At 71.7% G+C, this 22,791-nt stretch carries 20 protein-coding genes; 8 read left to right on the forward strand and 12 right to left on the reverse strand.

The genetic code is table 11. The annotated features are described in order from the left end of the window. Positions 1 to 87: 87 nt before the first annotated feature. On the forward strand, positions 88 to 1,206 hold the full coding sequence (locus tag ACWEVP_RS13340) for an ROK family protein (RefSeq protein WP_452062798.1): 1,119 nt from the start codon (positions 88 to 90) through the stop codon (positions 1,204 to 1,206). Between the two features lie 175 nt (positions 1,207 to 1,381). On the opposite strand, the gene ACWEVP_RS13345 is transcribed toward ACWEVP_RS13340, so the two are convergent. Beyond that, positions 1,382 to 3,145 (reverse strand): glycoside hydrolase family 2 protein, encoded by a 1,764-nt coding sequence (locus ACWEVP_RS13345; protein WP_452062799.1) that lies wholly within the window; start codon positions 3,143 to 3,145, stop codon positions 1,382 to 1,384. A gap of 125 nt (positions 3,146 to 3,270) precedes the next feature. Between ACWEVP_RS13345 and ACWEVP_RS13350 the strand changes: the two genes are divergently transcribed. After that, positions 3,271 to 4,548 (forward strand): glycosyltransferase family 4 protein, encoded by a 1,278-nt coding sequence (locus ACWEVP_RS13350; RefSeq protein WP_452062800.1) that lies wholly within the window; start codon positions 3,271 to 3,273, stop codon positions 4,546 to 4,548. Positions 4,549 to 4,596: 48 nt separating this feature from the next. Here the strand turns inward: ACWEVP_RS13350 and ACWEVP_RS13355 are convergent, their stop codons facing one another. Together ACWEVP_RS13355 and ACWEVP_RS13360 are read right to left on the reverse strand one after the other, a co-directional pair. Beyond that, positions 4,597 to 4,725 carry a hypothetical protein gene (locus ACWEVP_RS13355; RefSeq protein ID WP_452062801.1) on the reverse strand — a complete coding sequence of 43 codons (129 nt, stop codon included), beginning with the start codon at positions 4,723 to 4,725 and terminating at the stop codon, positions 4,597 to 4,599. Positions 4,726 to 4,844: 119 nt separating this feature from the next. Further along, positions 4,845 to 5,624, reverse strand: a complete 780-nt coding sequence (locus tag ACWEVP_RS13360; protein ID WP_452062802.1) for a class I SAM-dependent methyltransferase — start codon at positions 5,622 to 5,624, stop codon at positions 4,845 to 4,847. A 143-nt stretch (positions 5,625 to 5,767) separates the two neighbouring features. Here ACWEVP_RS13360 and ACWEVP_RS13365 point away from each other — a divergent pair, with 143 nt between their 5' ends. Next, positions 5,768 to 6,181: a hypothetical protein gene (locus ACWEVP_RS13365; protein ID WP_452062803.1), complete on the forward strand. Its 414-nt coding sequence runs from the start codon at positions 5,768 to 5,770 to the stop codon at positions 6,179 to 6,181. Here ACWEVP_RS13365 and ACWEVP_RS13370 read toward each other — a convergent pair. Beyond that, complete coding sequence (locus ACWEVP_RS13370; protein WP_452062804.1) at positions 6,178 to 6,636, reverse strand: nuclear transport factor 2 family protein; 459 nt, start codon at positions 6,634 to 6,636, stop codon at positions 6,178 to 6,180. The two genes, ACWEVP_RS13365 and ACWEVP_RS13370, sit on opposite strands and share 4 nt — an antisense overlap. A gap of 82 nt (positions 6,637 to 6,718) precedes the next feature. On the opposite strand from ACWEVP_RS13370, the gene ACWEVP_RS13375 reads away from it, so the two are divergent. Next, on the forward strand, positions 6,719 to 7,249 hold the full coding sequence (locus ACWEVP_RS13375) for a TetR/AcrR family transcriptional regulator (RefSeq protein ID WP_452062805.1): 531 nt from the start codon (positions 6,719 to 6,721) through the stop codon (positions 7,247 to 7,249). On the opposite strand, the gene ACWEVP_RS13380 is transcribed toward ACWEVP_RS13375, so the two are convergent. Then, positions 7,240 to 8,109 (reverse strand): hypothetical protein, encoded by an 870-nt coding sequence (locus tag ACWEVP_RS13380; RefSeq protein ID WP_452062806.1) that lies wholly within the window; start codon positions 8,107 to 8,109, stop codon positions 7,240 to 7,242. The genes ACWEVP_RS13375 and ACWEVP_RS13380 overlap by 10 nt on opposite strands. A gap of 10 nt (positions 8,110 to 8,119) precedes the next feature. Next, positions 8,120 to 8,611, reverse strand: coding sequence for a SigE family RNA polymerase sigma factor (locus ACWEVP_RS13385; RefSeq protein ID WP_452062807.1), 492 nt, complete (start codon positions 8,609 to 8,611; stop codon positions 8,120 to 8,122). Positions 8,612 to 8,755: 144 nt separating this feature from the next. On the opposite strand from ACWEVP_RS13385, the gene ACWEVP_RS13390 reads away from it, so the two are divergent. After that, a complete protein-coding gene (locus ACWEVP_RS13390) occupies positions 8,756 to 12,310 on the forward strand; it encodes a S8 family serine peptidase (RefSeq protein ID WP_452062808.1) in 3,555 nt (1,184 codons plus the stop codon). A 120-nt stretch (positions 12,311 to 12,430) separates the two neighbouring features. On the opposite strand, the gene aceB is transcribed toward ACWEVP_RS13390, so the two are convergent. Further along, the gene (aceB, locus tag ACWEVP_RS13395; protein WP_452062809.1) at positions 12,431 to 14,038 is read right to left on the reverse strand and encodes a malate synthase A; all 1,608 of its coding nucleotides are present in this window, start codon (positions 14,036 to 14,038) and stop codon (positions 12,431 to 12,433) included. A gap of 93 nt (positions 14,039 to 14,131) precedes the next feature. Next, positions 14,132 to 15,412, reverse strand: a complete 1,281-nt coding sequence (aceA, locus tag ACWEVP_RS13400) for an isocitrate lyase (protein ID WP_452062810.1) — start codon at positions 15,410 to 15,412, stop codon at positions 14,132 to 14,134. Between the two features lie 229 nt (positions 15,413 to 15,641). On the opposite strand from aceA, the gene ACWEVP_RS13405 reads away from it, so the two are divergent. Further along, positions 15,642 to 17,066: a short-chain fatty acyl-CoA regulator family protein gene (locus ACWEVP_RS13405; protein WP_452062811.1), complete on the forward strand. Its 1,425-nt coding sequence runs from the start codon at positions 15,642 to 15,644 to the stop codon at positions 17,064 to 17,066. Here the strand turns inward: ACWEVP_RS13405 and ACWEVP_RS13410 are convergent, their stop codons facing one another. Both ACWEVP_RS13410 and ACWEVP_RS13415 read right to left on the reverse strand, forming a co-directional pair. Next, positions 17,067 to 18,050, reverse strand: a complete 984-nt coding sequence (locus ACWEVP_RS13410) for a hypothetical protein (protein WP_452062812.1) — start codon at positions 18,048 to 18,050, stop codon at positions 17,067 to 17,069. Continuing rightward, a complete protein-coding gene (locus tag ACWEVP_RS13415) occupies positions 18,047 to 18,538 on the reverse strand; it encodes a SigE family RNA polymerase sigma factor (RefSeq protein ID WP_452062813.1) in 492 nt (163 codons plus the stop codon). Before ACWEVP_RS13415 ends, ACWEVP_RS13410 begins: the two co-directional genes overlap by 4 nt. Positions 18,539 to 18,624: 86 nt before the next feature. Here ACWEVP_RS13415 and ilvA point away from each other — a divergent pair, with 86 nt between their 5' ends. Beyond that, a complete protein-coding gene (gene ilvA / locus ACWEVP_RS13420) occupies positions 18,625 to 19,881 on the forward strand; it encodes a threonine ammonia-lyase IlvA (RefSeq protein WP_452062814.1) in 1,257 nt (418 codons plus the stop codon). A 20-nt stretch (positions 19,882 to 19,901) separates the two neighbouring features. Then, entirely contained in the window at positions 19,902 to 20,468 is a 567-nt protein-coding gene (locus ACWEVP_RS13425; RefSeq protein ID WP_452062815.1) for an NADAR family protein, read from the forward strand. A gap of 1 nt (position 20,469) precedes the next feature. On the opposite strand, the gene ACWEVP_RS13430 is transcribed toward ACWEVP_RS13425, so the two are convergent. Beyond that, positions 20,470 to 21,861 carry an alpha/beta fold hydrolase gene (locus tag ACWEVP_RS13430; RefSeq protein WP_452062816.1) on the reverse strand — a complete coding sequence of 464 codons (1,392 nt, stop codon included), beginning with the start codon at positions 21,859 to 21,861 and terminating at the stop codon, positions 20,470 to 20,472. A 158-nt stretch (positions 21,862 to 22,019) separates the two neighbouring features. Further along, positions 22,020 to 22,724, reverse strand: coding sequence for a FadR/GntR family transcriptional regulator (locus tag ACWEVP_RS13435; RefSeq protein WP_452062817.1), 705 nt, complete (start codon positions 22,722 to 22,724; stop codon positions 22,020 to 22,022). Positions 22,725 to 22,791: the final 67 nt, after the last annotated feature.

The following is a 22,791-nucleotide window of genomic DNA, read 5'->3' on the forward strand; positions in this document are numbered from 1 at the left end:
TGTCCCTCGCGATCTTTTGGTTAGGACTCCTTACTAGAATGGCCCGGCTACGGTAACCGCTGTCCGTCCCCCGCCACAAGAGGTGCGATGTCCGACCCCGAACGGCCGCTTCCGCGCCTGGCGATGCTGCGGGCCATGACCGACCGCGCGGTGCTCGACCACGTTTTCGTCCACGGACGGACCACGCGCGCGGAGCTCGCCGCGACCACCGGGATCTCGAAGCCGACGATCTCCGAGTCGGTCCGCCGCCTCGAGACGGCGGGCGCGCTGCGGGCCACCGGCACCGACCAGACGGGCCGCCGTGGTCGTATCGCGACCTTTTACGAGCTGGCCGCCGACGCCGGCCGCGTCGTCGCCGCGGAGGTCAACCAGCAGGGCATCCGCACGGTGACGACCGACCTGACCGGGACGGTTCTGACCACCGGCCACCACGCTCCGGACGACCGGCCGATGACCGCCGCGGTCCGCGACGCCGTCGCCGCGGCAGGCGAAGCCGGGTCGGGACCGGTGCGGGCGACCGCGATCTCGGTGGCCAACCCGGTCGACCCGGTCACGCACGAGGTCGTCGAGCTGCCGGGGTCGCCGTTTCCCGAGGGACGGCTCCGAGCCGGGGAAATCGGACGGGACGTTCTGCTGGACAACGACGTCAACTTCTCCGCGCTCGCCGAGCGGCGCGAGGGCGCCGCGCGGGAGGCGAAGAGCTTCGCCTACGTCTATGTCGGCGCCGGGCTCGGTGTCAGCCTTTACGTCGGCGACCAGCTCGTGCGGGGCGCGCACGGGCTGGCCGGCGAGATCGGGTACCTGGACAGTTCGGGGTCGACGACGCTCGCCTCGGCTCTCGCGGACCAGGGTTTCGGCAGGTCGGACGCGCCTTCGCTGGACGTCGACGCGATTTTGACCACGCTCGACCGGGCGGACGGTGACGCTGTGGCCGCCGAACGACTACGGCTGCTCGGCGCGACGCTCGGGCGGGCCGTGGCCGCGATCTGCACGATCGTCGACCCGGACCTGGTGCTGCTGGGCGGGCCGGCGGGGAGCCGTCCGGGACTGGTGGCCGAGATCCGGCGAACGGTCCGGGCGGCGGCGCCCGGGCCGGTCCGGGTGGAGGCCGGCGCGGTGACGGACTCGGCCGCCTTGCGCGGCGCGCTGCTGTCGGCTCTCGACCACGGACGAGAGGGCCTGGTCAGAGTCGTGGCCGAAAGCTGACCGGACCGCGAAGCGAGATCGCCGGGGCTGAGCCGTTGTCGAAAGCCGACCAGGCATCGAGTCACCTTTGCCGGCGTGCGACCACCGCGGCGGTCCGCGCTCGAGGCCGTCGCCGGGATGCCTGCCCCGACCCGCACCCTCGGCGTCGATCGTCGTCGGGAATCGACGATGCGGCTCAGGCCGAGCCGGCGTCGATCACCGCTCGTGCGCACTTCGCGACCACCGCCGCGTCGACCTTGACCACCCGGCGGTCGTACGTCAGCAGGCCGTTGACCTCGTTCTCGACATCGGTCGTCTGCGTGTAGACCGCGCCGGACAGGCCGCGTTCGGCCACCACTCGCTCCAGAGCGGTGCTCACCTCCGCGTAGCGCTCGGTGAGCCGCTCCCGGGTCGGCGTCATTTCGTACGCGTTCGGCGGGCCGGGCCAGCGGTGGTCGTCCAGGACGAGGCCGAGACCGCCGTACTCCCCGTCGACGATCGCCCGGCCGTCGGTCACCGCCGGCTCGCCCGGGCCGACGTACGCGTGGTCGTCGTAGACGTCGCCCGCGCCCGTGTCCGGGCGGGAGAAGCAGCAGTTGACCCCGCTGTTCGCGATCACCAGCCGGGTCGGGTCGAGTGCTTTGACCAGTTCCGCGACACGGGCTGTGTCGTACTCGCCCCAGCCCTCGTTGAACGGCACCCAGCCGACGATCGACGGGACCGCCTTCAGCTGGGTGATCATTTTGATCAGTTCCGCCTCGAACAGCTCGCGGGCTCGCGGGACCGGGTCCGGCGCAATGCCGGGTGGACCGTCGAACGACACCGTCAGCGAGGGCATGTCCTGCCAGACGACCAGGCCGAGCGTGTCGGCCCAGTAGTACCAGAGCGCCGGCTCGACCTTGACGTGTTTGCGGACGAAGTTGAAGCCCAGCTCTTTCGTCTTTTCGAGGTCGAAGCGCAGGGCGTCGTCGGTGGGCGCGGTCGAGATGCCGTCCGGCCAGTAGCCCTGGTCGAGCGGGCCGTGGAGGAACGTCGGCCTGCCGTTGAGCGCGATCCGCGGGCGGCCTTCGGAGTCCGGGAGCAGGCCGATCGTCCGCAGGCCGGCGTAGCTGCCGACTTCGTCCAGAACCGCGCTATGCCGGTCCAGCAGCTGGACGCGCAGCGTGTAGAGGTGTGGGTCGTCGGGGCTCCAGAGGCGTGGTTCCGGAACGTCCACGCGCACCGACGTCCCCGCCGCGCCCGAGCCGCGAGCGACCTCGCCGTCCGTGGCCGAAACGACGACAACGACCTCCGCGCCGCCGGTGACCTGGGGAAACACTGTCACGCCGGTGAGGTCCGGGGTAAGATCGAGTCGTTCGATACGGGTCTGCGGTACCGGCTCCAGCCAGACCGTCTGCCAGATTCCGGACGACGCCGTGTAGCAGATCCCGCCGGGCGCGTTGCGCTGCTTGCCGACCGGGAACGGCTCGATGTCGGTGCGGTCCTCGGCCCGGACGGTCAGCTCCTGCGGCCCCGACGCCCGCAGGACGTCGGTGATGTCCGCGCTGAACGCCGTGTAACCGCCTTCGTGCGTCGCGACGAGCTGGTTGTTGACCCACACCTTCGCCGTCTGGTCGACCGCGCCGAAGTGCAGCAGGATCCGCTGGTCACGCCACTCTGGCGGAATTTCGACCAGGCGCCGGTACCAGAGGACCTCGTCGCGTCGTCCGATTCCGGACAACGCCGACTCCGGCGGGAACGGGACCAGGATCCGCTCGGCGTAGCCCGACGGCCGTGGTTCGTCCGGCGACGACGGCCAGCCCGCGTACTCCCAGACGCCGTTCAAGTTCAGCCAGCGCGGCCGGGTCAGCTGGGGCCGCGGGTACTCGGGCAGGGCGTTGTCCGGGCCGGCCTCGCCGGTCCACGGGGTGGTCAAGGGCGGGTCGAGCCGGCGCCAGCCGGTGTCCTCCGGTGCAGTCATCCCCGCCGATGGTGGCAGAGATCGACGGGCCCGCCAGTGAGTCGGATCACATTCGCCGACCGTGCTGGCCGGTCGGCTGGCACGGGCGCCGCCGGGCCGTCCCGACTCGCGAGTAACCTCTGCCCATGCGTGTGCTGATGCTGTCCTGGGAGTACCCGCCAGTGGCCATCGGTGGCCTGGCGCGGCACGTACACGCGCTCGCCACGCACCAGGCCCGGCAGGGTCACGAGGTCGTCGTCCTCTGCCGGCACGCCGCGGGCACCGACGCCGGGACGCACCCGCGCACCGACCGCGTCGTCGAGGGCGTGCGGATCATCCGGGTCGCCGAGGACCCGATGCACGTGACGTTCGAACGCGACCTCGTCGCCTGGACACTGGCCATGGGGCACGCCATGATCCGCGCCGCGCACGACCTGCTGCGCGGCTGGCAGCCCGATGTCGTGCACGCGCACGACTGGCTGGTCGCGCACCCCGCCATCGCGATCGCCGAGGCCGCGCGGGTGCCGCTGGTCGGCACGATCCACGCGACCGAGGCGGGACGGCACTCCGGCTGGCTGTCGCACCCGCTGAACCAGCAAGTTCACTCGGTCGAGTGGTGGCTGGCGAATCGGGCCGACGCGCTGATCACCTGTTCGCAGGCCATGCGCCGCGAGGTCGCGCACCTCTTCGAGGTCGAGGCCGAGGACGTCACGGTGATCCACAACGGCATCGAGGAACGCGGCTGGCAGGTGCCGGCGGACGAGATCGCGCGCGCCCGCGAGGTCTACAGCCCGGCCGGCGCGCCGCTGTTGCTCTACTTCGGACGGCTCGAGTGGGAGAAGGGCGTGCAGGACCTGCTCGCCGCGCTCCCCCGCATCCGGCGCCGGCACCCGGGGACGCGCGTGGTCGTCGCCGGAAAAGGACGACACTTCGACGAGCTCGTCGAACAGTCGCGGAAACTGCGGGTGCGGCGGGCCGTCGACTTCGTCGGGCACCTGTCCGATCGCGACCTGCGCGCGGCACTGGCAGCGGCCGACGCCGTCGTGCTGCCCAGCCGGTACGAGCCGTTCGGTATCGTCGCGTTGGAGGCTGCGGCCGCGAAAGCGCCGCTGGTGGCGTCGACGGCCGGCGGGCTCGGCGAGGTCGTCGTGCACGGCGAGACCGGGCTCGCGTTCAGCCCCGGCGATGTCGCGGAACTGGCCAACGCGGTGACGGCGGTGCTCGGTGACGCCGACGCGGCGGCCGAGCGGGCGCAAGCCGCGCAGTCGCGGCTGGCCGCGGACTTCGACTGGGGCCGGATCGCGGAGGCGACCGTCGCGGTCTACCGGCGGGCGAAGCCGGGCGAGCCGGTGGAGCTGCCGCGGCCGAAGATCGCGACCGGGAACGCCTTCGAGCCCGTCGCCGCCGGGGTACCGGGACAGTAGGCAGTGGTCGATCGGCGGCGAAAGCCCGAACTGTAGGTAGCGGCCCGCTCAGAAGCGGCAGGGGCGGACGCAGTCCGGACGGGCCGCGGTGGGCGCGGTCGCCGTGGCCACGGCACCGAACGAAAACGACAACACCACGAACACGACGGCGACGACAGCTCTCAACCTGCTGGTCATGGGGACTCCTCGGGAAGGCCGGCGCACGGACGCGCCTGGCAGCGAGCATCCGCGCCGGGTCCCGGGGAAACAATAAGCGGAACTGCACGGGCCGGTACCCATTCGCCCAGCGTGACCGGTCAGCGGGTGCCCGTCAGAACGCGGACCCGGACCTGCTCGCGCAGTGGTCCGAACGGCGACAACGCCTCCCGGACGCGCTCGGCGAACGCCGGCCGTTCCTCGGCCGCGGGCAGCTGCGACGGGCTCATGGCCGAAAAAACGCCACCGACGATTTCCTCGGTGCTCAACGCCGCGTCGTACGAGATGTCCTGGGAATCGACCACGTACCCGGCGGCCGAGAGGGCGTCCGCGTAGCGGGCCTGGCTCGCCGAATCCGTGCCGCACGTCCGGTGCAGCGGTGTCCCCAAAAACGCCGACAGCAGCTCACGCAGCGCCGACGACCACGCCGTGTCCTGCAGCCAGAGCGGCTCGCCGTTCGTCACCACCGCGACACCGCCGCCCGGGCGCAGCAGCGAGCGTGCCGTCGTGAACAGCCGGTCGTGGTCCATCCAGTGCAACGCCTGTGCCACCGTCACCGCGGCCAGCCGGCGCGGGCCGGCGACCGGCGTCAACGCCTCGATGTCGGTGTCCGCGCCCAGGAGCCAGCTCACGTTCGGCGCCGACGTCGCCGTGCGGGCCTGGGCGAGCATCGCCGGTTCCGGGTCCATGCCGAGCACCGCGCCCACCCGGGGCGCCAGGACCCGGGTGAGCTGGCCGGTGCCGCAGCCGAGGTCGAGCACGACGTCCTCGCGGGTGAGCGCGAACGATGCCGTCAGCGCGTCCGCCACCGCGGGTGGGTAGCCGCGGCGGAACCGCTGGTAGTACTCGCTCACTTCGCCGCCGAACGCCGGTTCCGTCATGACCGCGAGCTTGGCCGCGGGGCTCGCCGGCCGGTTCTCGTTCCGCTCAGGGCGGATTCGCGCGTCACAGTCGAATCTCGACCGGCAACCCCGTGGCCTGCGCAAACGCCTTGGTTACACGAACGGGACTCCGGGAGGTCACCATGAAGATCCTCTCCCTCACCGCCGCGTGCCTGCTCGCGCTCACGCCGGCGGCCGCCGCGCAGACCACGTCACCGCCACCGCCCACCTGGCTGAAGCTGTCCGTCTCCAGCGGCCATCCCGGCGAACGGGTCTCCCTCACCGTCGCCTGTGACGGTGAGGCGGGCCCGGTCACGACCAAGGCGCTGCGCATCACGACACCCCCGGCGCGCAACGCCGAAGGACATCAGCCGTGGGCGTTGTTCGGCGAAAGCGTCGTCGCCGCCGTCGCGCCCGGCACCTATCCCGTCTCCTTCCGCTGCGCGGGAAAGCCCGTCAGCGTGCGCTTCACGGTCCTGGCGGCGAAGTCCCGGCCCGGCCAGGTGAAGGTCGTCCCGCGCGGTGCGCCCCGGACCGGGGACGGCTCGGCCCCCTAGAAGACCGGCAGCAGGACGCCGTGCTCGGACTCCGGGCGGGGGCCGAAGATCCGGCGGTCCGACGGCTCGATCGGCACGTCGTTGATGCTCGCCTCGCGCCGGCGCATCAGGCCCTGGTCGCTGAACTCCCACAGCTCGTTGCCGTAGCTGCGGAACCACTGCCCCTCGGCCGTGCGGGACTCGTACTGGAACCGGACGCCGATGCGGTTGCCGCGGAACCCCCACAGCTCCTTGCGCAACGCGTAGTCCAGCTCGCGCTCCCACTTCGCCGTCAGGAACCTGACGATCTCCGCCCGGCCGACGACGTGCTGGTCGCGATTGCGCCACACCGAATCCTCGGTGTAGGCCAGCGAGACCCGCTCGGGGTCGCGGGTGTTCCACGCGTCCTCGGCGGCCTGGACCTTCTGGCGGGCGGTGTCCTCGTCGAACGGCGGGAACGGCGGACGTGGGGTCATGGGATCTCTCCTCCGGCGGTCGAGAACGTGCGTTCTCCGGTAGTCTAGAGAACGCTCATTCTCCGCACCAGAGGCAGGTGACATGACCCCCACCGAGGCGACCGACCGGTTGCTGGAGGCCGCCGAGGAGCTGTTCTACGCCCACGGCGTGCAGGCGGTCGGGATGGACGCCGTCCGCGCGCGCTCGGGTGTCTCGCTCAAGCGGCTCTACCAGACCTTCCCGGCGAAGAACGACCTGGTCGAGGCCTACCTCCGGCGCCGGGACGAGCGCTGGCGGGCGTCGTTGCGCGAATTCGTCCACGCCCGCGGCGACGACCCGCTCGCCGTGTTCGACTGGCTGCGGAACTGGTTTTCCGAGCCCGGCTTCCGCGGCTGCGCGTTCATCAACTCCTTCGGCGAGTTCGGCGAACCGGCGCCGGGCGTCGCGGCGGCGATTCGCGAGCACAAGGACCACGTCCGGGCCTACCTGCGTGGTCTCGTTTCCGGCCAAACCGTCGCCGACCAGCTGTTCTCACTGGTCGAAGGCGCGACCGTGCTCGCCGCGATCACCGGTGACCCGGGCGAAGCGAGCACGGCCCGCGAAGCCGCGAAAGTCCTCCTGGCTCAGGGGTAGAGCGTCAGCCCCGGGTCGAGCGCGATGTCGGTCAGCTGGGCGAGGCTCAGCGGCGGCGCCGGCATGTCCGGCCCGTCCGGGTGATCCTTCTTGGCGTCGTCGGCGACGTTCTGCGACTCCACCATGACGCCCGTGCCGTCGCGCCTGGTGACGTTCGTCCGGTTGGACGTCGCCTGCCCCGGGGAGCTGAGCGTTTCCTCGACGACCGTCTCGCCGTGCGGCCCGGTCTTCAGCTCGCACGACAGCTGCATGCCCTCGGGCGGCTTGCCGCATTCGGTGGCCGGTGTGGCGTTGCCGCCGAGCCGGGTGACGATCGCCCAGACGTTGCCCTGGCGCGGGCCGTCGGCCGTCGTCGCCGCGGCCATGAAGTAGTCCTCGCCGCCGCTGCACGTGCTCTTGTGCGCCACCCGGGCGGAGAACACGTGGAAGAACGACAGCGGTCCGTGCTGCTCCCCCTTCGGGTACTTGCCCTGGGCGTTCGAGCTCAGCTTCGTCCCGGGGGCGAGCCGCTGCTGGACGGCGGCGGTCAGCACGCCGGTCAGCCGGCTCGCCGCGACGTCCGCCTTCTCCGGGATCGGTGCGCCGGTCTGCGGCGGATAAGGATCCACGGAGCACGGATCCGACGACGGCGGCGCCGAAGGCGGGCTTCCGGGCATCACCGGCGTCGCGCCGGAACCGCCGGGCACGAACACCACCGCGACGGCGACGGCCACCGCCGCGACACCCGCGCCCGCGGCGGTCCACGGGTTCGCCACCCGCCGCACCCGCGCGCGGCGGCGCTCGCGGTCCAGCACCGCGTCGACGTCCACTGTGGACGGTGGCACGGCGCCGATGGCCGCGTCGAACTGGTCCCTGCTCATTTCGCCTCCATCAGCTCTGGCTCGCGGCGACCAGCGCGCGCAGCGAGTCGAGCCCGCGCGCGGTCTGGCTCTTCACGGTTCCGGTCGAACACTCGAGGACCTCGGCGGTCTCCTCGACGGAAAGGTCGCAGTAGTAGCGCAGCACCACCGCGGCCCGCCGCCGGGGCGGCAGCGCGTCGAGCAGTTCGAGCAGCCCGAGCCGTTCGACGACGTCGTCGCCGGGCAGCACCGCCGGCTCCGGCAGCGTCTCCGCCGGTTCCTCCCGCCGCCACGCCCTGGCCTTCTCGTCCAGCCACGTCCGCACCAGGATCCGCCGCACGTAGGCGTCGAGGTGATCCATCCGCCGGGCCCGCGGCCAGTGCCGGTAGAGCTTGCCGATGGTGATCGACACCAAGTCGTCGGCGAGGTGCCAGTCGCGGCACAGCAGGTACGCCGTGCGGCGCAGCACTTCCATCCGGGTCGTGACGTAGTCGCGGTACCCCGCTTCTTCCGACCGTTTCACCTGTTCCTCCTCGTCGCCCCCACACCGTGTCCAACGGGGTGCGCGGGCGCCTGGGTTGCTCCGAGATCGAAACCCGGGCAACCCCGCGCCGCGCGGCCGCCGTTCCACGAGCCGAGGGACCCCCGACAGCGAGGAAAACATCCCATGAAACGATCACTCATCGCGATCTTCGCGGTGACCTTGGCCGCGACCGTGCTCACCGCGCCGGACGCCGTGGCCGCCGGCGAACCAGCCGTGGCACCGAGCCGGATCACGCTCGTCACCGGCGACCAGGTGCTCGTCAGCGGCGCCGACGTGCGGGTGCTGCCCGCCCGCCGGGACCGGCCGGTGCCGATCCAGCAGTACACGCGCCGCGGCGACGCGTACGTCCTGCCCGGCGACGCCGCCGGGCTGGTCCGGTCCGGACGGCTCGACGAGCAGCTGTTCAACGTCACCGGCCTGCTGCGCCAGGGCTACGACGACGCCCGGACGCCGCACGTGCCGCTGCTGGTCCGCCAGGCCGGGCCGGCGATCGCGGCCCGGACCGGTCTCGCCGCCGGGCCGTCCGCGCTCGGCTACACCACGCTCGACGAGCCGAAGCCGGACGCCGCGGCGTTCTGGAACCGGCTCGTCGCCGAGCCCGCGACGCTCGCCGCCGGCACCGCGAAGGTGTGGCTGAACGCGAAGATGCGCGCGAGCCTCGACCAGAGCGTCCCGCAGATCGGCGCGCCCGCGGCGTGGCAGGCGGGCTTGACCGGCCGCGGCGTCGAGGTCGCGGTGCTCGACACCGGGATCGACGCCGCGCACCCCGACCTGGCCGGGCACGTCGTGCTGAGCAAGGACTTCACCGGCAAGGGCACCGTCGAGGACGGCGCGGGCCACGGCACGCACGTCGCGTCGACGATCGCCGGCTCCGGCGCCAGGTACCGGGGTGTGGCGCCCGACGCGAAACTCGCCGTCGGCAAGGTCCTCGACGACTCCGGCAGCGGAACCTTCGGCGAGATCCTGGCCGGCATGCAGTGGGCGGTGACCGAAGCGCACGCCCGCGTCGTCAACATGAGCCTCGGCGGCGGGCCCTCCGACGGGACCGACCCGGTGTCCGAAGCCGTGAACACCTTGTCGCGCCAGTACGGCACGCTCTTCGTCGTCGCCGCGGGCAACTTCGGGCAGGAAGAGTCCGTCGCGACACCGGCGGCGGCCGACGCCGCGCTCGCCGTGGCCGCGGTGTCCAAAAAGGACGTCCTCAGCCCGTTCTCCAGCCGAGGACCGCGGATCGGCGACGGCGCGGCCAAGCCGGACGTCGCCGCGCCCGGCGAGTCGATCACCGCGGCGTGGCCCGGCGGCGGGTACCAGGCGCTGGACGGCACGTCGATGGCGGCGCCGCACGTGGCGGGCTCGGCCGCGATCCTCGCCCAGCAGCACCCTGGCTGGCCGGCCGACCGGCTGAAGGCGGCGCTCACCAGCACCGCCACCCCGGTCGACGCCGGACCGGCCGCGGTCGGCACCGGCCGCGTCGACGTCGCCCGCGCGACGACCACGGCCGTCACGGCCACCGGCAGCGCGTCGGCCTTCCTCCCGTGGCCCCATCATGGGATGTCTGGCAAGGCCACCGTGACCTGGTACAACGCGGGCGCGACGCCGGTGACGCTGACGCTCGGGTCGTCGGTCGAAGGCCTCGCCTTCCCGGCGACCGTGACCGTGCCCGCGGGCGGCAGCACCCCCGTCGAACTGACCTTCCCCGCGCGGGACGGCCGGCCCGGCACCTTCTCGGGCATCCTCACCGCGCGCGGCGACGGCGTCAGCACAAGGACGGCGTTGTCCTTCAAGCAGGAAGCCGAGGCGTACGACCTGACCGTCGGTCTCGTGAACCGCGACGGCAACCCGTGGACGCCGGCGGGCTACCCGCCGGTGACGATCGTCGACCTGGACAGCGGCACGCTCACCCAGGGCGAGCCGGGCACCTTCCGGCTGCCGCGCGGCCGCTACGTCGTGAACAGCGTCATCGAAACGCCGCGGCCGGGCCGGGAACCGTCGTACAGCTTCATCACCCACCCCGAACTGGTGCTCGACCACGCCGTCACGCAGACCCTGGACGCCCACGACGGCGAGCCCATGTCGCTCGAGCCGGACAACCCGGCCGCGCGCGGCGGCACCCACGGCGTCGAGCGGCTGAGCCGGATCACGGCCTGCGCCTGTGTCTTCTCCATCGGGTTCGACCTCGACCCGCGCTTCCACGAGGCCTTCGCCGCGACGGTCCCGGGCACGTCGTCGCCGACGTTCGCTTTCAGCCAGACCCGCCGGGCCACCCAGCCCGACCTGGAGCTGACCGCCGACGACGGGCAGCCGTTCGCGGTCCGGGGCGTCTGGCTGGAGTCGGCCGCCCCGGCCGGAACCAGCACGCTCCCGGTCGTGTCCGGCGGCGCCGGTACGCCGGAAGACCTCGCGAAGATCGACGCGCACGGCAAGCTCGTGGTCGTCCGCTTCCCGGTGGGCATCCGGGTCGACGAGGCCTACCGGCGGCTGGCGGACGTGGAAAAGGCCGGGGCGAAGCTCGGCCTGGTCGGCCTGTCCGGCGACGCGGCGGCGACCACGGTCCTCGGCGGCGGACTGCCGGCGCTGACCCTGCCGGTGATCTGGAGCGGGCAGAGCGTCACCGCGCGGCGGTTCACCGAGCTGGCGGAGAAGGGCGGCGCTTCGGCGACGGTCGTCAGCCGCCCGTCACCGGCCTTCCGCTACGAACTCGCCGACGGCGCCGAGGCGCGGCTGAACGCTCCGCGCGTGCAGCGGCCGAAAACCCGTGACCTGGCCGAGGTGCGCACGGCCTACCACGACGGCGCTCCCGGCGAGGTCCGGTACGTCGCCGGGTACGGGTTCTTCGGCCGGATGGTCGGGTACGGTTACACGGAACCCGTTGCCGCGCAACAGGAACGCGTCGAGTACTACACGCCCGGCAAGTGGGACGCGGTGTGGACGTCCGGACCGCGCGGCGAGCTGACCCAGGACCTCGACGTGACCGCGGGCCGGCAGTACCGGCTGAGCTGGAACCAGGCGGTCGCCGGGCCGTCGCTGCGCGGGCTGACCGTGACGCACACGGGCGAGCAGCCGCGGCCGTGGGCGTGGCGCAAGGACGGCGTCTTCGACCTGTGGCTGCCGATGTTCGGCGACGCCGCCGGCCACCCGCGCAAACCCGATTCCGGCGACACGGGTTCCGTGAGCCTTTCGAAGGACGGCGTCGCCATCCCCGTGGAACCCACCGGCGAACCGACACTGGCGACGATCCCGGTGCCGGCCGCCGACGGCGCGTACCGGCTGACGGCGGACGTCCACCGGCGCGCCGATTGGTGGCCATTGTGGACGGACGTGACGGCCGAGTGGGTGTTCCGCTCCTCAGCCGCGGCGGACGGCAAGGCGTTGCCGTTGCTCACGGCCCGCTTCACCCCGGCGGTCAACTTGCGCAACAGCGCGCCCGCCGGCCGGGTCGTCACGTTCCCGGCTTACGTGGAGCGGCAGGGCGGCGGTGCGGGGAACAAGCTGTCCGTCGAAACGTCCACAGACGACGGACGCACCTGGCAGCCCGCTCCCACCTTCAGGACCGGCGACCGCTGGACGGTCGTGGTCCGCAACCCGGCGAGCGGGTTCGTCTCGCTGCGGGCGAGCGCGGCCGACGACGACGGGAACACCGTGCGGCAGACCGTGATCCGCGCCTACGCGGTCGGCTGACGCGAAAATGAACCGGCCCGGCGACGGGGAGCCACCGTCGCCGGGCCGGTCCGGACCACACCATCCCAACCAGTGTGGATCCGGCCGCCCCTCGTCAGGTAGGGGCGGCCGGGGCCCCTGCTACCGGGCGTCCGTGAGGTACCGCGCGTAGGCACCCGTGGTGAGGAAGCTCGGCAGCTTCTCGCCCAGCGCGGTTTCGGTGAAGATCTCGTAGGCGTCGTCGAGGCGGGTGTCCGGACCCAGTTCCGCGCGGACGGAGGCCAGCTCGTCGTCCAGGAACTCGACCGCCAGCTCGCGGGTCAGCGCGGTGCCGTCCTCGAGCTTCGTGCCGTTGCGGATCCACTGCCAGACCTGGCAGCGCGCGATTTCCGCGGTGGCCGCGTCCTCCATCAGGTTGTGGATCGCCGCCGCGCCGGTACCGCGCAGCCACGCGTCGACGTACCGGAGTGCGACGTTGATGTTCGCGCGCACGCCCGCTTCGGTGACCTCGCCGCCGGCGCTCGCCACGTCCAGCAGGTCCTCGGCGGTGACGTGGACGTCCTCACGCAGCTTGCCGAGCTGGTTGGGCCAGCCGCCGAGCACGCCGTCGAAGACCTCGCGGCAGATCGGGACCAGGCCCGGGTGGGCGACCCACGAGCCGTCGAACCCGTCGCCGGCCTCGCGTTCCTTGTCGGCGCGGACCTTCTCGACGGCGATTTCGTTCACCGAAGGGTCCTTGCTCGGGATGAACGCGGCCATGCCGCCGATGGCGTGCGCGCCGCGCTTGTGGCAGGTGCTCACCAGCAGCTCGGTGTAGGCCCGCATGAACGGCACGGTCATCGTGACCTGCGCGCGGTCCGGCAGCACGAAGTCGGCGCCGTGCGCGGCGAAGTTCTTGATGAGGCTGAAGATGTAGTCCCAGCGGCCGGCGTTCAGGCCCGCCGCGTGCTCGCGCAGCTCGTAGAGGATCTCGTCCATTTCGAACGCGGCGGTGATCGTCTCGATGAGCACCGTGGCGCGGATCGTGCCGCGCGGGACGCCGAGTTCGCGCTGCGCCATCAGGAAGACGTCGTTCCACAGCCGCGCTTCGAGGTGGTTCTCCAGCTTCGGCAGGTAGAAGTACGGGCCGACGCCGCGGGCGAGCAGCTGGCGCGCGTTGTGGAAGAAGTACAGGCCGAAGTCGACCAGGCTCGCCGACACCGGGCGGCCGTCGATGCGGATGTGCTTCTCCACCAGGTGCCAGCCGCGGGGCCGCGCGACGATCGTCGCCGGCTCGTCGCCGATCGTGTACCGCTTGCCGGCCTCGGTGGTGAAGTCGATGTTGCGGCGGATGGCGTCGTAGAGGTTGACCTGGCCGTCGATGACGTTGTGCCACGTCGGCGACGTCGCGTCCTCGAAGTCCGCCAGCCAGACCTTGGCGCCGGAGTTCAGCGCGTTGACCGTCATCTTGCGGTCGGTCGGGCCGGTGATCTCGACGCGGCGGTCCTCCAGGCCCGGCGCGGTCGGGGCGACGTGCCACGACTCGTCGTCGCGGACCCGGCGCGTCTCGGGCAGGAAGCCGAGCGGCTTCTCCCCGGACTGCAGTTCCTCGCGCCGCGTGCGGCGGGCGTCGAGCAGCTCGCGCCGGCGGCCGGCGAACGTGTTGTCCAGCTTGGCCAGGAAGTCGAGCGCCGCCGGGGTCAGGATCTCCGCGAACCGGCCCTCGACCGGCCCGGTGACCTCGATGCGGTAGTTCAGCCGATCAACCATGGGATGCCTCCACGAGCTGTGCAGGGAAGGGAAGAAGGGAGGGACGCGGCCTGACGACGGGAGGGGGGTACCGCCGTCAGGCCGCGGCCGGGATCAGTGGAACTGGGCCTCTTCGGTGGAGCCCTTGAGCGCGGTGGTCGAGCTCTCCGGGTTCAGCGCCGTCGCGACGTTGTCGAAGTAGCCGGTGCCGACCTCGCGCTGGTGCTTGGTGGCGGTGTAGCCGCGGCTCTCCGAAGCGAACTCGCGCTCCTGCAGGTCGACGTAGGCGGTCATGCCCTCGCGGGCGTAGCCGTGCGCCAGGTCGAACATCGAGTAGTTCAGCGCGTGGAAGCCGGCCAGCGTGATGAACTGGAACTTGTAGCCCATGTGGCCGAGCTCGCGCTGGAACTTCGCGATCGTCGCGTCGTCCAGGTGCTTCTTCCAGTTGAACGACGGCGAGCAGTTGTAGGCCAGCATCTGGTCCGGGAACTTCGCCTTGATCGCCTCGGCGTACTTGCGCGCCACCTCGAGGTCGGGCTCCGAGGTCTCCATCCAGAGCAGGTCGGCGTACTGGGCGTAGGCCAGGCCGCGCTCGATGCAGGGCTCGATGCCGTTGCGGACCTCGTAGAAGCCCTCGGCGGTGCGGCCGCCGGTCAGGAACTGCTGGTCGCGCTCGTCGACGTCGCTCGTCAGCAGCGTGGCGGCCTGCGCGTCGGTGCGGGCGACGACCAGGGTCGGCACGTTCAGCACGTCGGACGCCAGGCGAGCGGCGTTCAGCGTGCGCTCGTGCTGCTTGGTCGGGATGAGGACCTTGCCGCCGAGGTGACCGCACTTCTTCTCGGACGCGAGCTGGTCTTCCCAGTGCACGCCCGCGGCGCCGGCGGCGATCATGCCCTTCATCAGCTCGAACGCGTTGAGCGGGCCACCGAAGCCGGCCTCGGCGTCGGCGACGATCGGGGCGAACCAGTCGATGTCGGTGTTGCCCTCGGCCCAGTTGATCTGGTCGGCGCGGCCCAGCGCGTTGTTGATGCGGCGGACCACGGCCGGCACCGAGTTGGCCGGGTAGAGGCTCTGGTCCGGGTAGGTCTGGCCCGACAGGTTGGCGTCGGCCGCGACCTGCCAGCCGGACAGGTAGATCGCCTGCAGGCCGGCCCGCACCTGCTGGACGGCCTGGTTACCGGTCAGCGCACCCAGCGCGTGGATGTAGTCCTCGGTGTGCAGGAGGTTCCACAGCTTCTCCGCGCCGCGGCGGGCCAGGGTGTGCTCCTCGACGAGGCTGCCGCGCAGCTTGATCACGTCTTCGGCCGAGTAGGAGCGCTGCACGCCCGCCCAGCGCGGGTCGTTCGCCCACTGCGCCGCCAGCTCCGCGGCCGCCTGCTTGGCCTGTTCCGTCATCGGTTCTCCCGGTGTTGCGAAGTTTGCGATTGCTCGCCTTGCCTGGGTTCGACCCTGACACAGCAGCGAAAATCCGGTCCAGTTGTCCAAGTTGCTAATTTGTGCGAAGGGTCCGTAGGCTCTTTGCAAAGGTTGCGAATCGGCCGGTTCGCAACTGATCGAAAATCCGCGTTCTTGACCGTTCACGTAACCGTTCAGGACCGGAAACCTTCCGGAGAGGAGGGCACGAATGGAGAAGACTTTCGCCGGAGCGCGGTTGCGCCACTTGCGCGAAAGCCGGGCGATGAGCCAGGCCGACCTCGCTCGTGTGCTGGAGATCTCACCCAGTTACCTGAACCAGATCGAGCACAACTCGCGCCCGCTGACCGTCCCGGTGCTGCTGCGGATCACGCAGGCGTTCGGCGTCGACACGGAGTTCTTCGCGAACAACGACACGTCCCGGCTGGTCGCCGACGTCAAGGAAGCCCTGCTCGACGAGGTCCTCGGCGTCGACGTCACCACCAGCGAGCTCAACGAGCTGGCGACGAACCTGCCGGCGATCGCGCAGGCGCTGGTCAAGCTGCACCGCAGCTACCGCAACGCCGTCGAGAGCACCGCCGCGCTGACCACGGAAAACGGCCTGGGCCTGCACGGGAGCGCGGCGGCGCCACTGCCGCACGAGGAGGTCCGCGACTTCTTCTACGAGCGCGAGAACTACGTCGCCGAGCTGGACGACCGCGCCGAGAAGATGGCCGCCGACATCCCGCTGCAGCGCGGCCAGGTGCTCGGCGCACTGAAGGAGCGGCTTTGGCAGCGTTACGGCGTCGAGGTGACCAGCGACGGCATCGACGAATCCGCCGGTCAGCAGCACCGCTACGAGCCGGTGACGCGCGTTCTGCGGCTCGCGCCCAGCCTGCGGGTCGGCCAGCAGGCGTTTCGCATGGCTTCGCAGATCGCGCTGCTCGAGTACGACGACCTGATCACCGAGCTGGCCGACTCGTGGGCGTTCTCCGGCCCGGCCGCGCGCTCGCTGGCCCGCGTCGGCCTGGCGAACTACTTCGCGGGCGCGCTGATCCTCCCTTATGGACCGTTCCTGGCCACGGCGGAACGGTTCCGGTACGACATCGAGCGGCTCTGCGACCACTACGGCGTCGGCTTCGAGACGGTGTGCCACCGACTGTCGACGTTGCAACGGCCGAAGCAGCGCGGCGTGCCGTTCTCGTTCGTGCGGGTGGACCGGGCCGGGAACATGTCGAAGCGCCAGTCCGCGGCGGGCTTCCACTTCTCGCGGGTCGGCGGCGCCTGTCCGCTGTGGAACATCTACGAGGCGTTCACCCAGCCGGGCAAGATCCTGACGCAGATCGCGACGCTGCCGGACGGCAAGAGCTACTTCTGGGTCGCGCGCACGGTGTCGCGCAACATCGGCGGGTACGGCAGCCCGGGCAAGACGTTCACGGTCGGGCTGGGCTGCGAACTGCGCCACGCCGGGCGGCTCGTCTACTCGACCGGGCTCGACCTGGACGAGCCGGCCGCCGCGACGCCCATCGGGATGGGTTGCAAAGTCTGCGAACGGCCGGCCTGCTCCCAGCGCGCGTTCCCGACGATCGGCAAGCAGCTCACCGTCGACGAGAACACCAGCACCTTCGTCCCCTACCCGGCGGTGCCGAAGGGCTGATCAGCCGACCACGTGCGTCGTCCACTTCGCCTCGTCCGGGCCGAGCAGCGTGATCCGGCTCAGCAGGTCCTGCTCGGTGACGCCCGCGGCCTGCGGCTTGTCGATCCCGACACAGGCCTTCAGGCCGTTCTTCGTCACGCAGTGCGGCTTGCCGAGACCGTCCGTCTGACCGCCCGGCGGTGCGACGTTGAACGTCACGAGCGCGCCGTTCGCCGAGTACTGCAGCACCAGCCGCCAGGGGACGCCGTCCTGGCCGGGCCGCCGTGACGTGTAGGCGTCGGAGAGGCGGAACGCCGGCGGGAGGCTGCTGATGTGCAGCGGCAGGGGTACCGGTTTGGGCCCGAAGGTCACCTCACCGGCCACCCGCAGGATGGCCTGCTGCAGGTCGGGCCGGGCGAGGTAGTACGTGTGCAGCTGGGCCCAGCGGCCGTCCGGAGTCGGCCAGCGCAGGTAGCTGTCGCCGCGGTTGAGTGGGTCGTTCGCATCGGCCGTGATCCAGTGGCCGTCGCGGTCGCCGACCTTCTGCGGGACCTGGTGCGGCGTGCCGCTCAAGTCGCGCGGTGGGGCCGGTTCGCGGTCGTAGACCGAGAGCCAGATCATCGGCGGCAGATCGCCGCGGCCGATGGCCAACGCGGTGTCGCCGTGCCCACCGGCGGCGTATTCGACGCCGGTGATCTCCTCCGGCAGCCAGCCGAAACTCGCCTTCGCCACCAGCGGGTTGTCGGTCGGCGACGGCGCGACGGGGGCCGGAGCGGGCGCGGGCAGCACGGCGGGCGGCGCGGGCGGAGGCGTGGTCCGGAACACCGACACGGCCGTGAGGCCCGCGGCTGTCACCACCGCGGCGCAGCCGACGACCAGCGCCGTGGTCCGCGCGCGACGACGACGTCCTCCCTGCCGGCGGGCCCGGTCGAGGTCGATCCGGGGCGGCGGCGCGGGCGCGTCGGCGAGTTCCTTCAGCTTGGTGGACAGCTCGTGGTCGGTCATGCTCGTCCCTCCCGGATGGGGTCGCCCAGCAGCTCGCGCAGCGTTTCCACGGCCTTCGCGGTCTGGCTCTTGACGGTGCCTTCCGAACAGCCGAGCGCGCGTGCGGTGTCCGCGACCGGCAGGTCGCCGAAGTAGCGGAGCACGACGGTGGCGCGCTGGCGGGCGGGCAGCCGGTCCAGCGCGGCCCGCAGGTCGAGCGCCGCTTCGACGTCCGAACCGGGCGTGGGCCGGTCGTGGTCGGCGCCCCGCAGATCGACCCGGCGCCACCACGACGTCCGCTGCTCGGCGAGGAACGCGTTGACCAGCGTCCGCCGCGCGTAGCCGTCGAGGTTGTCCGCGCGTGCGGCTCGCGGCCAGTTCGCGTAGAGCCGGGTGATCGCCGTCTGGACCAGGTCGTCGGCCCGGTGCCAGTCGCCGCAGAGCAGGTACGCGACCTTGCGGAGCCAGCCGGCCCGCGACGTCACGTAGTCGGTGAAGCCCGCCTCCATGGAACCCCCATCCTGTTCGTCACCCCTTTGATGCGCCTGGAGGCCCGGGCGGTTGCCCGGCTCGCGAGAGTCGTAGATTCATCGGGGTGCACGACATCGACACGGTGACCGCGGCGACCATCGAAAAGGCCGCCGAGCGGCTGGCCGGGGTGGTGACCCGCACGCCGCTGGAGCCGAGCGCGCGGCTGTCGTCCCGGGTGGACGCCCAGGTCTGGGTGAAGCGCGAGGACCTGCAGACCGTCCGGTCGTACAAGATCCGCGGCGCGTACAACTTCATCGTCCAGCTCGACGAGCCGACTCGCGCGCTCGGGGTCGTCTGCGCCAGCGCCGGGAACCACGCCCAGGGCGTCGCGTACGCGTGCCGGCGGCTCGGCGCCGACGGCCGCGTGTACGTGCCGGGAACCACGCCGCGGCAGAAGCGCGAACGCATCGCGACGCTCGGCGGCGCGCACATCGAGGTCATCGTCGTCGGCGAGACGTACGAAGACGCCTTCGCCGCGGCCAACGAGGACGCCCAGCGCACCGGCGCGACACTCGTGCCGGCGTTCGACGACGTCCGCACGGTCGCCGGCCAGGGCACGGTCGCGCTGGAGGTGATCGAGCAGCTCGGGTTCGTGCCGGACGTCGTGGTCGTCCCGGTCGGCGGCGGCGGGCTGCTCGCCGGGGTCGGCAGCTGGCTGCGCGAGCGCCACCCGGAGGTCCGGGTCGTCGGCGTCGAGCCCGCGGGCGCGGCGTGCATGGCGGCCGCGCTTTCGGCCGGGCACCCGGTGCGGCTGCCCGAGCTCGACTCCTTCGTCGACGGCGCCGCGGTGCGCGAGGCCGGCGCGGTCACCTACCCGCTGGTCCGCGAGAGCGGCGCCGAGCTGACCGCGGTCGCCGAGGGCGCGATCTGCACCGAGATGCTCGCGATGTACCAGTCCGACGGGATCATCGCCGAACCCGCGGGCGCTTTGGCCGCCGCGTCGCTCGGCTCGGTGGTGCGGGTCGAGCCGGGCCAGACGGTCGTCGTGGTGGTCTCCGGCGGCAACAACGACGTCAGCCGCTACAGCGAGATCCTCGAACGCTCGCTCATGCACGAAGAGCTGAAGCACTACTTCCTGGTCGGCTTCCCGCAGGAGCCGGGCGCGCTGCGGCGGTTCCTCGAGCAGGTGCTCGGGCCCGAGGACGACATCACGCGCTTCGAGTACGTCAAGCGCACCAACCGCGAGATGGGGCCCGCGCTGGTCGGCATCGAGATCGCCCGATCATCCGACCTTCCGGGACTGCTGGCGCGGATGGACGCGAGCCCGTTGCAGGTCGAGCGGATCGAGCCGGGCAGCCCCCTGTTCCACTTCCTGCTCTGAGCGCGTGGTCCACTAGGTGGATGGTGAAGGTCGACGGGGTCCGCAGTGTCGAGGCGTTGCGCGAAAAGGTCCACGAGGGTGCGGAGCCCGAATACCTGCTGTTCTACGGGCACACGCCCGCAAAGTCCGGCCGGGTGACGGCGAGCTGCCTGAGCCAGTGGTGGGCCGACCCGTTCGAAGCCGACGGCGTCGTCTACCCGACCGCCGAGCACTACATGATGGCCGGCAAGGCGCTGCTGTTCGGTGACGTCGAAAAGGCCGAGCTGATCCGGACGACGCCCGACCCGAAGACGGCGAAGGTGCTCGGCCGCGAGGTCGCGGGGTTCGACGCGGCGACCTGGGAGCGGCACCGGTTCGACATCGTCGTCGACGGCAACCTGGCCAAGTTCAAGGCCCACCGCGACCTGCGCCGGTTCCTGCTCGGGACCGGGGACGCGGTGCTCGTCGAGGCGTCCAAGAAGGACCTCGTCTGGGGCACCGGCCTCGCTCGCGAGGAGAAGAACGCGACCAAGCCGGACTACTGGCGCGGGCTGAACCTGCTCGGCTTCGCGCTGATGGAGGTCCGCGACCAGCTGCGGGCCCGCTGAGTCACAGCGGCGCGCCGGGGCAGGACTCCGCCGTCGCCCGGCCCGTGTCGAAGAAAGCGACAGCGGCGTCGGCGCAGGGCAGCGAGGCCAGCGAGCCGTGGACGTCGTCCTCGACGGTCATGAGCGTGCCGCCGATCCGGTCCCGCATCCGGAGCGCCCAGCCGATGGGCGTGACCGGCTCGTAGAGGTGGCCGACGAGCTGCAGCGGGCTCGTCCCTTTTTCGAACGACCACGGCCGGGCGGCCAGTGGCCAGCCGACGCAGAGCTGTTCGTAGAGGCCGTAGCCGCCCGCGACGGGCAGCCGCGCCATGCGGTCGAGGCGGTGCTGCCAGACGGTGTCGAAGTCGCGCGGGCTCGGCGACTCGTTGCAGAGCAGGGCCGTCTGCTGGAAGTGGTTGAACGCTTGCGGTTCGCCGTCCCAGCCGAAGCCCGTGGTCTTCTTCGCGGCGACGGGCGCGCCGCCGTCACGGATGGCCGCGAGCTGCTTCGCCAGGCCGGCCCACTCGCGGCGCGGGTTGGCGAGCATGCCGTTGACGGTGGCGCCGTGCCGGTCGCGCAGGTCGAGAAGGGCTTTCGCGACGACGGGCTCGGTGGTCCCGAAGTGGTAGACGGCGTCGTAGCGGGCGATCCAGGACGCGAAGTCGTGGAAGGTGTTCTCGCCGGCGGTCGCCTGGTCGTCGTCCATCTCGGTGACGTTCAGCTCGGGCGGCATGACGGAGTCGAGCAGCATCTTGTCGACGTGGTCGTCGAAGAGCGACCGGTACTGCGCGCCGAGGGCGGTGCCCCAGGAGACGCCGTAGTAGCCGATCTTGTCCTCGCCGAGGGCTTGCCGGATCCGGTCCATGTCCCGGGCGATGGTGGGCGTGGTCAGGTTCCGGACGAAGTCGCGGTGGGCGTCGACGCAGGCCCGGTTCGCGGCGGCCGCGCGCTCGGCGGCTTCGCGGGCTTTGTCCCTGTCGGGGACACCGGGATCGGGCTCGGGGAAGCCGGTGTCGCACGGCAGGTCGGCGCTGTAGCCGACGCCCCGTGGGTCGAACCCGACGAGGTCATGGTGAACGCCGATGCCCCCGGCGCGGCTGCCCGCGATGGTGCGCGGCATGGTCAGGCCGGACTGGCCGGGGCCACCGGGGTTCAGCAGGACGGCGCCGGTCTTCGAGCCGGTCGCCTTGACCCGGCTGACGGCGATGTCGATTTTCGGACCACCGGGATCGGCGTAGTCGAGCGGGACGGGCACGAGGGCGCATTCGGTGCGCCGGTCATCGGAGTCCCAGCCGTTCGCGACGGCGGAGCAGAGCTGCCAGGAGATCCCGTCCGCGGCGGCGGCGACGGCCGGGACAGCGGGAACGAGCGCCGCGGCGGCGAGCAGCGGGACGGCGAACCGGGTGATCGACATGGGCCCAGGCTGCCGGGGCGAGCGTGTCCGGAGATCGGCCGATCAGCCGATGATCACCGCCGAACGGCCGGGACGGGCCCAGTGGCCGGCTTCGGACCACGGCGGTGGCCGTCGACCGGATCTCGCCGACCAGGGCGTGGTCGATCGCCGACCACCGCTCAGCCGAGGCCGACGAACATCGTCTGGTGCAGGCCGCGCACGTGCTTCCGCGTCACCCGCGCCGCCGCGTCCGGGTCGCCCGAGGTCAGCGCCTTGACCAGCTTCGCGTGGTCGCGGTTCGACTCGCGCAGCTTCTCCATCGGGTACGGCAGGTAGAACCGGTACAGCTCCGCCAGCACGACCTCGTACTGCGCGACCGCCGCCGCCGGGCCGGGCGCCGCCACCGTCCGGTGGAACTCCGCGTCCAGCTCGTGGAACTCCGCCCAGCCCTTCGCCGAGTCCATGCGGGCGACCAACGTCCGCAGGCGGGGCAGGTCCGGTGACCGCTTCGCCACCAATTGGACCAAACCCGACTCCAGGACCAGGCGGTGGTCGATCAGGTCGCGGACCTCGGCCGCGGACTCGCGGTAAGCGCCGACTTCCCCGACTCGCTCCGACGGCGGGTTCACGGCCACCGACGTCCCGCCGCCCCGGCCGCGGCGGCGTTCGATCAGGCCGTCGCCGACCAAGGACTCCAGAGCCCTTCGCACCGTGATCTCCGCGACGCCGAGGGCGCGCGCGATCTCGGCGTTCGCCGGCAGGCGCTCGCCCGGCTTCAGCAGGCCGAGCTCCACCGCGAGCGCGATGCGCGCGCGGACGGTGTCCAGTGCGGACAACCGCCGGATGCCGGTCAGGGCCGGGGCGCTCAGGTCTGCCGTCGCCATGAAACGACCGTACCGCACAAACTGCTCATCTTGAGCACTCTTGTTTAAGTGTTCAAGATGGACTATT

The organism is Amycolatopsis sp. NPDC003865 (assembly GCF_053605345.1).